This window comes from Halomonas sp. DP1Y21-3 (assembly GCF_019801245.1).
Classification (GTDB): domain Bacteria; phylum Pseudomonadota; class Gammaproteobacteria; order Pseudomonadales; family Halomonadaceae; genus Halomonas; species Halomonas litopenaei.
In genome coordinates this window covers 715,869-728,483 of the sequence record NZ_JAHVJM010000003.1, presented here as the reverse complement: position 1 = coordinate 728,483, position 12,615 = coordinate 715,869, and the positions used below count along the sequence as shown (strand labels likewise).

The 12,615-nt window shown below is 65.3% G+C and carries 9 protein-coding genes; 4 read left to right on the top strand and 5 right to left on the bottom strand.

Features of this window, described 5'->3' with window-relative positions:
* Position 1 precedes the first annotated feature (1 nt).
* Positions 2-1,819 carry an aminopeptidase P family protein gene (locus KUV74_RS11910; RefSeq protein WP_222516397.1) on the top strand — a complete coding sequence of 606 codons (1,818 nt, stop codon included), beginning with the start codon at positions 2-4 and terminating at the stop codon, positions 1,817-1,819.
* A gap of 78 nt (positions 1,820-1,897) precedes the next feature.
* Here the strand turns inward: KUV74_RS11910 and KUV74_RS11905 are convergent, their stop codons facing one another.
* The 5 genes from KUV74_RS11905 to glnA form a co-directional block, all read right to left on the bottom strand.
* Positions 1,898-2,866 (bottom strand): hypothetical protein, encoded by a 969-nt coding sequence (locus tag KUV74_RS11905; protein WP_222516396.1) that lies wholly within the window; start codon positions 2,864-2,866, stop codon positions 1,898-1,900.
* Positions 2,867-3,034: 168 nt separating this feature from the next.
* A complete protein-coding gene (ntrC, locus tag KUV74_RS11900; RefSeq protein ID WP_045992383.1) occupies positions 3,035-4,450 on the bottom strand; it encodes a nitrogen regulation protein NR(I) in 1,416 nt (471 codons plus the stop codon).
* Complete coding sequence (gene glnL / locus KUV74_RS11895) at positions 4,443-5,492, bottom strand: nitrogen regulation protein NR(II) (RefSeq protein ID WP_222516395.1); 1,050 nt, start codon at positions 5,490-5,492, stop codon at positions 4,443-4,445. Before glnL ends, ntrC begins: the two co-directional genes overlap by 8 nt.
* A gap of 299 nt (positions 5,493-5,791) precedes the next feature.
* Positions 5,792-6,367 carry a DUF4124 domain-containing protein gene (locus KUV74_RS11890; RefSeq protein WP_222516394.1) on the bottom strand — a complete coding sequence of 192 codons (576 nt, stop codon included), beginning with the start codon at positions 6,365-6,367 and terminating at the stop codon, positions 5,792-5,794.
* A 230-nt stretch (positions 6,368-6,597) separates the two neighbouring features.
* Positions 6,598-8,004, bottom strand: a complete 1,407-nt coding sequence (gene glnA, locus KUV74_RS11885; RefSeq protein WP_045992386.1) for a glutamate--ammonia ligase — start codon at positions 8,002-8,004, stop codon at positions 6,598-6,600.
* 514 nt (positions 8,005-8,518) lie between these two features.
* Between glnA and KUV74_RS11880 the strand changes: the two genes are divergently transcribed.
* From KUV74_RS11880 to KUV74_RS11870, 3 genes are all read left to right on the top strand, one after another.
* Positions 8,519-9,049 (top strand): glycosyltransferase family 2 protein, encoded by a 531-nt coding sequence (locus tag KUV74_RS11880; RefSeq protein ID WP_045992387.1) that lies wholly within the window; start codon positions 8,519-8,521, stop codon positions 9,047-9,049.
* Positions 9,050-9,215: 166 nt separating this feature from the next.
* Positions 9,216-11,042, top strand: coding sequence for a translational GTPase TypA (typA, locus tag KUV74_RS11875; RefSeq protein WP_197037093.1), 1,827 nt, complete (start codon positions 9,216-9,218; stop codon positions 11,040-11,042).
* A gap of 304 nt (positions 11,043-11,346) precedes the next feature.
* Positions 11,347-12,609, top strand: a complete 1,263-nt coding sequence (locus KUV74_RS11870; protein ID WP_222516393.1) for a glutamate carboxypeptidase — start codon at positions 11,347-11,349, stop codon at positions 12,607-12,609.
* Positions 12,610-12,615 lie beyond the last annotated feature (6 nt).

The window sequence follows — 12,615 nt, the reverse complement described above, 5'->3', positions numbered from 1 at the left end:
CATGACCTCAGCCAGTGCCGATACCGCTCGCCAACGCTTGAGCGATCTGCGCGAGGCGATGCGCCGCCACGCCATCGATGCCTGGTGGTTACCGTCCAGCGATCCGCACAACAGCGAATACCTGCCCGAGCACTGGGCCGGTCGCGAGTGGCTGTCCGGCTTCGACGGCTCGGTGGGTACCCTGGTGGTGACCCAGGACGAGGCCGGCCTGTGGGTCGACAGCCGCTACTTCGTGCAGGCCGAGGCACAACTCGCCGGCACCGGCATCAGCATGATGAAGCTGACCCAGGGCCAGGCCAGCGCACCGATGCAGTGGCTGGCCGAGCGTCTCGAGGCCGGCGACACCCTGGGCTACGACGCCCAGGTGGTGTCCCTGGCCCACGGCCGCCAGTTCGAGGACATCCTGGGTGAACGGGGCGTCGTCCTGCGCGGCGACAGCGACCTGCTCGACGAGATCTGGCGCGATCGCCCGAGCCTGCCGAGCGGGGCCATCGAACCCCACGCCGGCCGCTATCTGGACGAGACCCGGCGCCAGCGTCTGGACCGGGTACGCACGGCCATGGCCGAGCACCACGCCGACTGGCATCTGGTGTCGACGCTGGACGACATCGCCTGGCTGACCACCCTGCGCGGTGCCGACGTGGGCTTCAATCCGGTGTTCCTGTCCCACCTGCTGATCGGTCGCGCCACCGCCACCCTGTTCGTGGCACCGGGCAAGCTCGCTCCCGAACTGGTCGATGCGCTCAAGGCCGATGGCGTCGAGGTGGCCGACTACGCCGACTGGGCGGCGCGGCTGTCCGCCCTGCCGCGGGACGAACGGGTACTGATCGATCCGGCCCGGCTGACGCTGGGGACCCGCCAGGCCCTGCCGGACGAGATGACCGTGGTCGAAGCCTTCCAGCCCAGCACCCTGGCCAAGGGCATCAAGACAGCCCACGAGCTCGGCTTCGTGCGTCAGGCCATGGAAGCCGACGGCGCGGCCCTGTGTCGCTTCTTCGCCTGGCTGGAGGCCGCCTTCGCCGCCGGCGAACGGATCACCGAGCTGGACGTCGAAGCCCGCCTGTACGAGGAACGCGCCAAGGACGAGGACTTCGTCTGCGAGAGCTTCAATACCATCGCCGCCTTCAACGCCAACGGTGCCCTGCCCCACTACCGCGCGACCCAGGAGGCCCATTCGGTGATCGAGGGCGACGGCCTGTTGCTGATCGACTCCGGCGGCCAGTACCGCGGTGGCACCACCGATATCACCCGCATGGTCCCGGTCGGCACCGTCAGTGAGGCTCAGCGCGAAGACTGCACCCTGGTGCTCAAGGGCATGATCGCACTGTCGCGGGCGCGCTTCCCCGAGGGCATCGCCGCCTCGCGGCTGGACGCTCTGGCGCGGGCGCCGCTGTGGGCCACCGGCCGCGACTACGGTCACGGTACCGGCCACGGCGTGGGCTACTTCCTCAACGTCCACGAAGGCCCCCAGGTGATCAGCTCGGGCGCTTCCGTCGCCGAACATACCGCCATGCGCGAAGGCATGATCACCTCCAACGAGCCTGGGGTGTACCGTCCCGGCCAGTGGGGGGTGCGCATCGAGAACCTGGTGGCCAACCGCGCCGCGGCCCCCAGCGACTTCGGCGACTTCCTCGAGTTCGAGACCCTGACCCTGTGTCCCATCGACACCCGCTGCCTGAACCTGTTCACCCTGGATCAGGCCGAGATCGACTGGCTCAACGCCTACCACGACGAGGTCCGCCGCCGGCTGGCGCCGAGGCTCGACGGCCAGGCGCTGGCCTGGCTCGAAGCCCGCACCGAGCCGCTGACGCTTGCCTGATAGCGGGCCTGCTGGTCGGCCGCAGATGCAAAGGGGCCCCGCCATGGCGGGGCCCCTTTGCGTAGGCTGCCAGCGCCGTTACATGAACGGGTTCTTGACCACCGGGATGAACATCAAGCGGAAGTTCCAGTCCGCATCCCACTCATCACCGCGGATCACGCTGTGCTGGATCTCGGCGGCCAGGCGCACCGGGGTGCTGCCCATGCGGACCACGTTGGAATAGCCCAGGCCGATCGGGAAGTTGACCTTCTCGCCGCTGTCGGCCTCCCAGTTGATGCGCACGTTGGGTGTCATGCCCACCAGTTCGGTGCCGCTGAGCCGGTAGTTGAGGAAGTACTGCAGATCGGTCTGGCTGGTGTGCTCGCGGTCATCTTCTCCGGCGTAGGACCACCAGTGCTGAGCCAGCAGGCCCATGTTCCAGCCACCGGGATTGGGCGCCAGGCGCGCGATCAGGGCCGCCGGCCCCGCCTGGAACTTGCCCTGGCCCAGCACATCATGCTCGGCGGTGGGGAAGATCTGGGTCAGACCCAGCCCCCAGATAACGCCATCCTTGCGCGCAGGCCCCATCAAGGTCACCAGGGCGGTGTCGCCCAGACCCTCGGTACGCCCGCGATGGGGAGCATTGCGGCTCCACTCGTCGGGATCGATCTCCAGCGGGCTGCCGCCCCGGGCCAGGGTACCGAAGCTCTCGTCCATCGGGCTCGAGTTGTACTGGAACACCGGGCGCACCACCAGGTTCCAGTTGTCGTCTGCCATCTCGAAGGGGAAGGACATGACCGGCTGGAACTTGAAGGAATTGGACCAGCGACCGTCGAAGTCGTCGCCGTCCAGGTGGGTATAGTCGTTCTGCATCCACAGCATCCAGGCCGAACCCACCGGATTGGTGGTTTCCTTGGCGATGGCAGCAAGATCCTCGCTGCTGGCAGCAGGCTCGCTGTTGGCCGGTACGGTGCGTGGCGAGGACCGCTCCTGGGCAAGCGAGAGGCTCGAGATGAAAACCAGCGACATGGCCACCAGGCCAAGCCGACGAGAGCGTGAAAGGTTCATGGGGGTAGGCCTCAGAATCGTGACGCTACCCCCGACGCCGAGAGTAGCGGTGCAACGTCGCCACCACTCTAGGCCACCGATAACAGGCTGATGATATGCCCCTTGGGGTAGGCCGGTCCGGGCAGGCTGGTTAAACCGGTGCCCCCCGGACTCGCCGCCCCGGCCCGCTCAGACCTCCTGGTCTTCCGCCAGCGACGGCAGCAGCACCTTCAGCTTGCGGGTCAAGGTATTGCGCCCCCAGCCCAGCAGCTCGGCAGCCTCACCCTTGCGCCCGGCGGTGTGCTTGAGCGCGGTCTCGATAAGGATGCGCTCGAAGTCCGGCACCGCCTCTTCGAGCAGGTGGGTGTGGCCCGAGGCCAGGGCGCTGTCGGCCCAGGCGCGGAAGGCTTCACGCCAGTCTCCGCCTGCGGCGCTGTCATCGCCGCCGCGCAGCTCCGGCGGCAGGTCCTCGACCAGGATCTCGCGCCCGGAGGCCATCACCGTCAGCCAGCGACAGGTGTTCTCGAGCTGACGCACGTTGCCGGGCCAGTCCACCCGGGTCAGGAACTCCTCGGCTTCGCGGGTCAGCACCTTGACGTCGGTGGACAGCTCCTTGGCCGCCTCGACCAGGAAGTGCCGCGCCAGCCGGGGAATATCCTCGCGCCGCTGGGACAGCCTTGGCAGGTGCACGCGGATGACGTTGAGGCGGTGGAACAGGTCCTCACGAAAGCGGCCATCGGCGACCAGCGTCTCGAGGTCCTGGTGGGTCGCGGCGATGATGCGCACGTCCACCTTGACCGGCGTATGACCACCGACCCGATAGAACTCGCCGTCGGCCAGCACCCGCAACAGCCGGGTCTGGGTCTCCGACGGCATGTCACCGATCTCGTCGAGGAACAGGGTGCCGCCGTTGGCCTGCTCGAAGCGCCCCTGACGACTGGCGCTGGCGCCGGTGAAGGCGCCCTTCTCGTGGCCGAACAGCTCCGACTCGATCAGATCCCGGGGGATCGCCGCCATGTTGAGGGCAATAAAGGGATTGGCGGCGCGGGGACTGTGCTGATGAAGCGCACGCGCCACGCGCTCCTTGCCGGTCCCGGACTCGCCGTTGATCAACACCGTGATATGCGAGTGCGCCAGGCGCCCGATGGCCCGGAACACCTCCTGCATCGCCGGCGCCTCACCGATGATCTCGGCGTCGAGTCCTTCAGGCACGCTGACCGGCCGCTGGCGCTCGCGCACGTGGGCCACCGCGCGTCGCACCAGGGCCAGCGCCTCGTCCACGTCGAACGGCTTGGGCAGGTACTCGAAGGCCCCGCCCTGATAGGAAGCCACCGCACTGTCCAGGTCGGAATGGGCGGTCATCACGATGACCGGCAGGTCCGGGTGCACCTGGCGCACCTTGGCCATCAGATCGAGCCCGTCGATACCTGGCATGCGGATATCGGTGACCAGTACGTCGGGCGGCTCGGCCAGCAGTCGATCGAGGATACCGTCGGCCCGCTCGACCGCCTCGACCTCAAGGTCCGGCTGCGCCAGGGCGCGCTCGAGCACCCAGCGTATGGCCCGGTCGTCGTCGACGATCATTACACGAGCGGTATCAGTCATGACTCATCTCCAGGGGAATCAACAGACGGAATTCGGTACGTCCAGGCTCGGACTCGCATTCGATCAGCCCTTCGTGCTGGTGCAGCACCGACTGGGCGATCGACAGCCCCAGGCCGCTGCCCTCGGCACGACCGGACACCATCGGATAGAACAGGGTCTCGCGCAGCGTCTCGGGGACGCCCGGGCCGTTGTCGATCACGCTGACGTCGCAGACCAGACGATGGCGCTGGGCGCCCAGGGTGAACTGGCGGCGCGCGCGGGTCCTCAGGGTCATCACCGGGTTCGGTGTCTCGGACTCGACCAGCGCCTGGACGGCGTTGCGGGCCACATTGAGCACCGCCTGGATCAACTGGGCTTCATCGCCGGTCAACTCCGGCAGGCTGGGATCATAGTCGCGCTCGATGCTCACCCGCGGCTGCTCGACCAATAGCAGCGCGCGTACCCGCTCCAGCACCCGGTGGATGTTCAGCGGCTCTCGCCGACTCACCCGGTTGGGCCCGAGCATGGAATCGACCAGATCGCGGAGCCGATCCACCTCTTCGATGATGATCCGGGTGTACTCCTTGAGCGCCGGCGTCTGCTCCAGGTCACGCTCGAGCAATTGCGCCGCGCCACGAATCCCCCCCAGGGGATTCTTGACCTCGTGGGCCAGCCCCCGCGCCAGCACCTTCATGGTTTCCTGGCGCGACTGCAGCGCTTCCTCGCGGGAAATTCGCAACAGCCGATCCCGTGGTTCCATCTCCAGCAGCAGCTCGTCAGGCGACAGCGGCGTCACGGTGTAGTCCACCGTCAAGGGGTCTCCACCGGCGAGGACCAGCCGCGCCTCCCGTTGGGTATAGGGATGCTGTCCATCCCGGGCCCGTATCAGCACCTCGGCGATATCATCCTCGCCGCTGAGCCAGTCGCTCAGCGCCACGCCGGCAACCCGACTGGCGCTGACCGCCAGCAAGGTCTCCGCCGCCGGGTTCATCCAGGTCGGTCGCAGCTCGCCGTCGAGCAGCATGACCGCAGTTGTGAGGTGTTCGATGATGCCAGGCGTCATGGGTCCATCCTGATGGGGCAAAGCGCCCACTCGATAGAGGCCGCCACGGCGCCAAGCCGGCATTCCATGGTGGCGGTCCAGGTCTCGGCCTCGAGCAGGCGTCAGACAACAACATTCAAAGCAAGAAGCGGGCCAGCCTTGGTGCCAGTGGCACACTCCCGCCGCGCAGGCGCCAGGACGGTGCTTTTGTCGAGGAGGCGGGTCACCGTCGGCGCACCTACGCACCATTTTAGTGCACCAACCTGGTGCAGGGCAGTCTCGCCTGGATCACTGTCCGCACAAGGCCCGCAGATCGCGGGTCAAGGCGGCGCAGGACGAAGGGGGTTGGCGGGAAGCAGGCGGCTGGCGCGCTGTACGTGAATGACGATATCGGCACTGCGTTGACGCACCTCTCCCGACGGGGCCAGCACCACCAGGCCCAGGCGATGCTCGCCACGCTCCAGATTGGTGAGCCACAGTGGGCCGATGCCGGTGACGCTGGTGGCGAGCACACCGTCGACCTCCAGGCCGAGGCGATCCCCCGTCGCCGGAGGCGGGCTGATCGCGGCCAGCACCTTCAATCTTCCCCCGGCCCCCGTGGGCAACACGCTGCCATCCGCCGGAGAGTCGATGGCCAGGACATCGTGGGGCTGGAAGATATCGGCGTCGCTATCCGGGCCTGGTACTGAAGGCGCCGTCGGCCTGGAGGGCGCCGCCACATCCAGCGCAGGGGCGCTGGACAACGACGGCGGTGCCAGCTCGCGGGCGCCGGCCGAGGGGGTATCGCTGTAGCGCACGACGCCGTCGGGACCGACACTGCGATAGATGGTGCTCGCCGGCACGGTTTCTGCCACCGGCAACGCCAGCCCGGATGCTGCCAGCAAGGCAATGGCCATCAGTGATGGTCGACTCGGCGACGAGGGAGCGCTCTCGCCCCTCTCCCGGCCTGCCCTGCGCGTCCACCGCTGCATCATCGTGATTGCCCTCGCCGACCTTCCCCTGACGAGGATGACGGCAGCCACGACCCGCGCCAAGGGGATCCCTTGCCCAGGCGCAAGGCCCGCGCAAAAAAAATCGGCCCCGCGATCATCGCGGGGCCGACGGAACGCACGAGGCGCTATGCCGATCAGCAGCTGTAGTACATGTCGAACTCGATCGGGTGGGTCGCCATGCGCAGACGCTCGACATCCTCGTTCTTGAGCTCGATGTAAGCGTCGATCATGTCGTCGGTGAAGACGCCACCTTCGGTCAGGAAGCTGCGGTCCTCGTCGAGGGCTGCCAGCGCCTGGTCGAGGCTCTCGGCCACGGTCGGGATGGCCTTGCCTTCTTCCGGCGGCAGGTCATAGAGGTTCTTGTCCATGGCGTCGCCGGGGTGGATCTTGTTCTTGATGCCGTCGATACCGGCCATCAGCATCGCCGCGAAGCACAGGTAGGGGTTGGCGGTCGGGTCGGGGAAACGCGCCTCGACACGCTTGCCCTTCGGGCTTGCGGTGTACGGGATACGGATGGAAGCAGAACGGTTACGGGCGCTGTAGGCCAGCATTACCGGCGCTTCGAAGCCCGGCACCAGACGCTTGTAGGAGTTGGTAGAAGCGTTGGTGAAGGCGTTCAGGGCGCGGGCGTGCTTGATGATACCGCCGATGTAGAACAGTGCCATTTCAGACAGACCGGCGTACTCGTCACCGGCAAACTGGTTCTGGCCGTCCTTCCAGAATGACTGGTGGACGTGCATGCCGCTGCCGTTGTCGCCGACCAGCGGCTTGGGCATGAAGGTGGCGGTCTTGCCGTAGGCGTGAGCCACATTGTGGATCACGTACTTCATTTCCTGAACTTCGTCGGCCTTCTTGACCAGGGTGTTGAAGGCAACACCGATCTCGTTCTGGCCGGCGTTGGACACCTCGTGGTGGTGCACCTCGACCTTCTGGCCGATGGCCTCGAGGGTGTTGCACATGGCACCGCGCATGTCATGGAAGCTGTCCACCGGCGGAACCGGGAAGTAGCCGCCCTTGACCCGCGGACGGTGACCGAGGTTGCCACCTTCGACGGCGCGGTCGGTGGACCAGGCACCCTCTTCGGAGCTGATCTTGTACATGGCGCCTTCGATATCGGCCTTCCAGTGCACCTCGTCGAAGATGAAGAACTCGGGCTCGGGGCCGAAGAAGGCGGTGTCGCCCAGGCCAGAGGACTGCAGGTAGGCCTCGGCGCGCTTGGCGATGGAGCGCGGGTCACGCTCGTAGCCCTGCATGGTGGCCGGCTCGATGATGTCGCAACGCAGGATCAGGGTCGCGTCTTCGGTGAAGGGGTCGAGGAAGCCGGTGCCGTCCTCCGGACGCAGGATCATGTCGGACTCGTTGATGCCCTTCCAGCCGTTGATGGAGGAACCATCGAACATCTGGCCATTCTCGAAGAACTCTTCGTCGACCTCGGCGGCCGGAATGGTGACGTGCTGCTCTTTACCGCGGGTATCGGTGAAGCGCAGGTCAACCCACTTCACATCATGTTCGTTGATCAGGGCGAGGGTCTTGTCTGACATGTGGTCCTCCAGAGTGGAACTTGTCTCGTGACTCGAGCGTTGCGCAACGGCGCCAATCCCATGTCACCGGTTTGAAACGGGGGATGATCCAGGGAACAAAAGGGGTACCGGGATCCTTTGTAGCACGCTCCCGGGACACTGCCCATGGCAACGTGCGCGACACGATGACACTGCCAACCACAATGCAGATTGCGTGCCAGCATTGCACCAGCATCGACCAAAAAAATCTCAACCCATTGTTTCAAATCTTTTTTATCCAAACAGACCCTTTGCGCCAGCTTAGGGCACAAAGGCCCACCGTCTACAGGAGTCGCCGCCTAATGCACCGCAATAGTGCAACAAAGGCTGCGATGCACCACTTTGGACCTTTGTGACAGGATCTATAAACTCTGCCGGGCCGATCGTGAGGTGTCAGTGGGCGCTGGAACCTTTCGCAACGCAAAGATACACTTTATTACGTTCGACTCCGACCGCCTCTCCTGCCGGCCGGCGTCACCCTCCTCGGAGTGTCGTCGTGAAAATCAGCTTGATCATAGATGTCCGACTTACCGGCAAGGAACTGCCTCGCCGGCTCGCGGAAGCACGCCAGCAGGTCGCCCTCTTCCAGGGAAGAGGCGAGATCCTCGTCATCGACGATGGCGATATGGCGCCACCACTACTGGGCGAACCGGGCGAACACGCCGTCGTCGGCTATCGCCAGGTGCGCAGCCGGCCCGCGCCCATGGGGCGGCGCCTCAACCTGGCCGCCTCCCACAGCAATGGACGCATGCTCGGCTTCTGCCTCGGCCCTCTGGACACCCACTGGGTCGAGCGAATGATGGCAGCCGCCTGCGATGATTCGCGCCCGGTGGTGCGTCCTGCTCGCCCCTGTCCACTATCGCTGCTCAGCCTGCTGCGACGTACACCGACCCGGGCCCTGGGCGTCGAACGTACCTGGTTCGATCGACTGGGAGGCTTCGACCCGTCGCTGGACTTGAGCGCGGTGGAGGACCTCGCCACTCGCCTCAAGGCCTGTCGCGCCAAGATGGTCGTGCAGCGCGCCTGAGCGTCAGATCGTCCTTTCTGTCGATTTCGCCTACTTTTTTCGCCTCGCAGGTGCTTGATAGTTCAGCATCTTGAGGATCGATGCCGAGATTGGCGCCAACAAGGCTGGTCGTTGTCATCGCCCAGGCCCTATAATGCTGCCCCACTTTTTCCAGCAGGATCCCGTCGTGATCGAGAATCTTCGCAACATCGCCATCATCGCTCACGTCGACCACGGCAAAACCACCCTGGTCGACAAGCTGTTGAGTCAGTCTGGCACTCTGGACCGCAAGGCCGAGGGTCAGGAGCGCATCATGGACTCCAATGACCAGGAGAAGGAACGCGGTATCACCATCCTGGCGAAGAACACGGCGATCCGCTGGAATTCCCCCGAGGGACAGGACTACCACATCAACATCGTCGACACCCCTGGACACGCCGACTTCGGCGGCGAGGTCGAGCGCGTGATGTCGATGGTGGACTCGGTACTGCTGCTGGTCGACGCCGTCGACGGCCCCATGCCGCAGACCCGCTTCGTCACCCAGAAGGCCTTCGATCAGGGCCTCAAGCCGATCGTGGTGGTCAACAAGATCGATCGCCCCGGCGCACGCCCGGACTGGGTCATCGACCAGATCTTCGATCTGTTCGACAACCTCGGCGCCAGCGACGAGCAGCTCGACTTTCCGATCATCTACTGCTCCGCCCTCAACGGCATCGCCGGTCCCGAGCCTGACCAGCTGTCCGACGACATGACGCCGATGTTCCAGTCCATCGTCGACATCGTCGAGCCGCCCAAGGTGGAACTCGACGGCCCGCTGCAGATGCAGATCTCGGCACTCGACTACTCCAGCTACGTCGGCGTCATTGGCCTTGGCCGCATCACCCGCGGCGCCATCTCGCCCAACCAGCAGGTGGTGGTCATCAACAAGGAAGGCCAGACCCGCAAGGGCAAGGTCGGCCAGGTCATGACCCACCTGGGTCTCGAGCGGGTACAGACCGAGCAGGCCACCGCCGGGGACATCGTCTGCATCACCGGCATCGACGACCTGGCGATCTCCGACACCATCTGTGATCCGGCCGCCGTCGAGGCACTGCCGGCACTGACCGTCGACGAGCCCACCGTGTCCATGACCTTCCAGGTCAACGACTCTCCGTTTGCCGGCAAGGACGGCAAGTTCGTCACCAGCCGCAACATTCGCGATCGTCTCGACCAGGAGCTGATCCACAACGTGGCGCTGCGTGTCGAGCAGGGCGAGTCCCCGGAGAAGTTCATCGTCTCCGGCCGCGGCGAGCTGCACCTGTCGGTGCTGATCGAGAGCATGCGTCGTGAAGGCTTCGAGCTGGCCGTGGGTCGTCCCGAGGTCATCATCCGCGAGATCGACGGTGAGAAGCAGGAGCCCTACGAAGAAGTCATCATCGACTGCGAAGAGCAGCACCAGGGCGCCATCATGGAAGAGCTCGGCTACCGCAAGGGCGAGCTCAAGAACATGAACCCGGACGGCAAGGGCCGGGTCCGCCTGGACTTCATCATCCCGGCGCGCGGCCTGATCGGCTTCCGTGGTCAGTTCCTGACCCTGACCTCCGGTACCGGCATCCTGACCAGCCGCTTCGACCACTACGGCCCGCTCAAGCCCGACGCTTCCATCGAGCGTCGCAACGGCGTGCTGGTGTCGATGGTTCCGGGCAAGGCCCTGGCCTACGCCCTGTACGCCCTGCAGGAGCGCGGCAAGCTGATCATCGACCACGGCACCGAGGTCTACGAAGGCATGCTGGTCGGCATCAACAACCGCGCCAACGACATGGTGGTCAACCCCACCAAGGGCAAGAAGCTCGACAACATGCGCGCCTCCGGCAACGACGAGAACATCGTGCTGACCCCGCCGGTGCGCTTCACTCTGGAACAGGCCATCGAGTTCCTCGATGACGACGAGCTGGTCGAGATCACCCCGAACCATATCCGTCTGCGCAAGAAGTTCCTGACCGAGAACGAGCGCAAGCGCGCCACCAAGAAGTAAGCGCTGCGTTTTCTCGCTTCATCGATGCCCGCCTCCTGGCGGGCATCGTTGTTTTCGGCCTCTCTAGCGATGCCCGGCTCTTCATGACGGGCATCGTCGTTTTGCGGAATAGACAATATCGATGCCCGGCTGTTCATGGCGGGCATCATCGTTTTGCGGCAATGCTCATATAGACAATATCGATGCCCGGCGCCCGATGGCGGCCAGTGTCGTCTGCAAGTGGAGAAATCAGTATTTGGGGTGAGGACGGCACCCTGGCCGGACTGAACTATCCTTTGGTGACCACCCAGCAAGGAGGCTCACCATGGCCGCCCGACGCTTCATCGCCTTACTGTCCCTGCTGCCAGCATTTGCCCTGGCCTCGCCATCCACCGATGACACCCTGCTCGCCAATGCCGAGCAGGAGCGCTCGGCCTTTCTCGAGACCCTGGAGTCGCTGGTCAATCTCGACTCCGGTACCGGCGATGTCGACGACCTCGCTCGCGTCGAGGCGCTATTGCAGGAACGTCTCGTCGAACTCGGCTTCGAGGTCGAACAGCACCCGGCCGAGGCCTTCGGCGGCAACACGCTGGTGGCTCGACACCAGGGCAGCGGCGACGCCGATCTCATGCTGATGATCCACTACGACACCGTCTTTTCCTCAGGCACTGTGGCAAAGCGCCCCTTTTCCAGCGACGCCTCCAGGGCCTATGGCCCCGGCGTCGGCGATGCCAAGGGCGGCATCGCGGTCATCCTGCATAGCCTGGGCCTGCTCGCTGACCTCGGGCTCTCGCCCTGGGGAACTTTGACCGTGGTGTTCAACCCCGACGAGGAAAAAGGCTCCTTTGGATCCCGTGAGCTGATCGCCGAACTGGCCAGCGAACAGGACGCGGTCCTGTCCTTCGAGCCCACCCTGGGCAAGCCCGGCGAGTCAGCGGTCACCACCGTGACCAAGGGCATCAACTACGCCTTTCTCGAGGTCGAGGGACGTGCGTCCCACGCCGGCGGCGCCCCCGAGGAAGGCCGCAATGCGGTGATGGAGCTGGCCCACCAGTTGCTCCAGCTCGATGACCTTGGCGACAGCGACAAGGGCACCACCCTCAACTGGACCATTGTCGAGGGTGGCACCAAGCGCAATATCATCCCGGACTCGGCCAGGGCCGAAGGGGACATGCGCTACTTCGATCATACCGAGTACGAGCGCGTCATGGCCGAAGCCCAGTCGATTATTGCCGAGCAGCGAGTCACGGACACCGAGGTAGCGTTTCGGCTCGAGCGCGGGCGCCCGCCGCTGCCGCCGAATCCGGCCACCGAGCAACTGGCGGCCCTCGCCCAGTCTATCTACCGCCAGGAACTCGACCAGACGCTCGCCCTGGCCGAGATCGGTGGGGGCACCGATGCGGGCTACGCCTACGACCCCGAAACCGGCCAACCCGCGGTGCTGGAGTCCCTCGGTCTGGTCGGGGGGCGCTACCACAGCGACGAGGAATTCATCGAGCTCGACAGCATTGTGCCGCGACTGTATCTCACCACCCGTCTGATCCAGGAACTTTCCGGGCCGAGCGCTGCCACAATTGATGCAGACTGATAACCG

Bases quoted from the DNA above. Each gene is read 5' to 3' on its own strand.
- KUV74_RS11910 (WP_222516397.1), top strand. From the start codon at position 2: ATGACCTCAGCCAGTGCCGATACCGCTCGCCAACGCTTGAGCGATCTG.
- ntrC (WP_045992383.1), bottom strand. From the start codon at position 4,450: ATGACTGATACCGCTCGTGTAATGATCGTCGACGACGACCGGGCCATA.
- glnL (WP_222516395.1), bottom strand. From the start codon at position 5,492: ATGACGCCTGGCATCATCGAACACCTCACAACTGCGGTCATGCTGCTC.
- KUV74_RS11890 (WP_222516394.1), bottom strand. From the start codon at position 6,367: ATGGCCATTGCCTTGCTGGCAGCATCCGGGCTGGCGTTGCCGGTGGCA.
- glnA (WP_045992386.1), bottom strand. From the start codon at position 8,004: ATGTCAGACAAGACCCTCGCCCTGATCAACGAACATGATGTGAAGTGG.
- KUV74_RS11905 (WP_222516396.1), bottom strand. From the start codon at position 2,866: ATGAACCTTTCACGCTCTCGTCGGCTTGGCCTGGTGGCCATGTCGCTG.
- KUV74_RS11870 (WP_222516393.1), top strand. From the start codon at position 11,347: ATGGCCGCCCGACGCTTCATCGCCTTACTGTCCCTGCTGCCAGCATTT.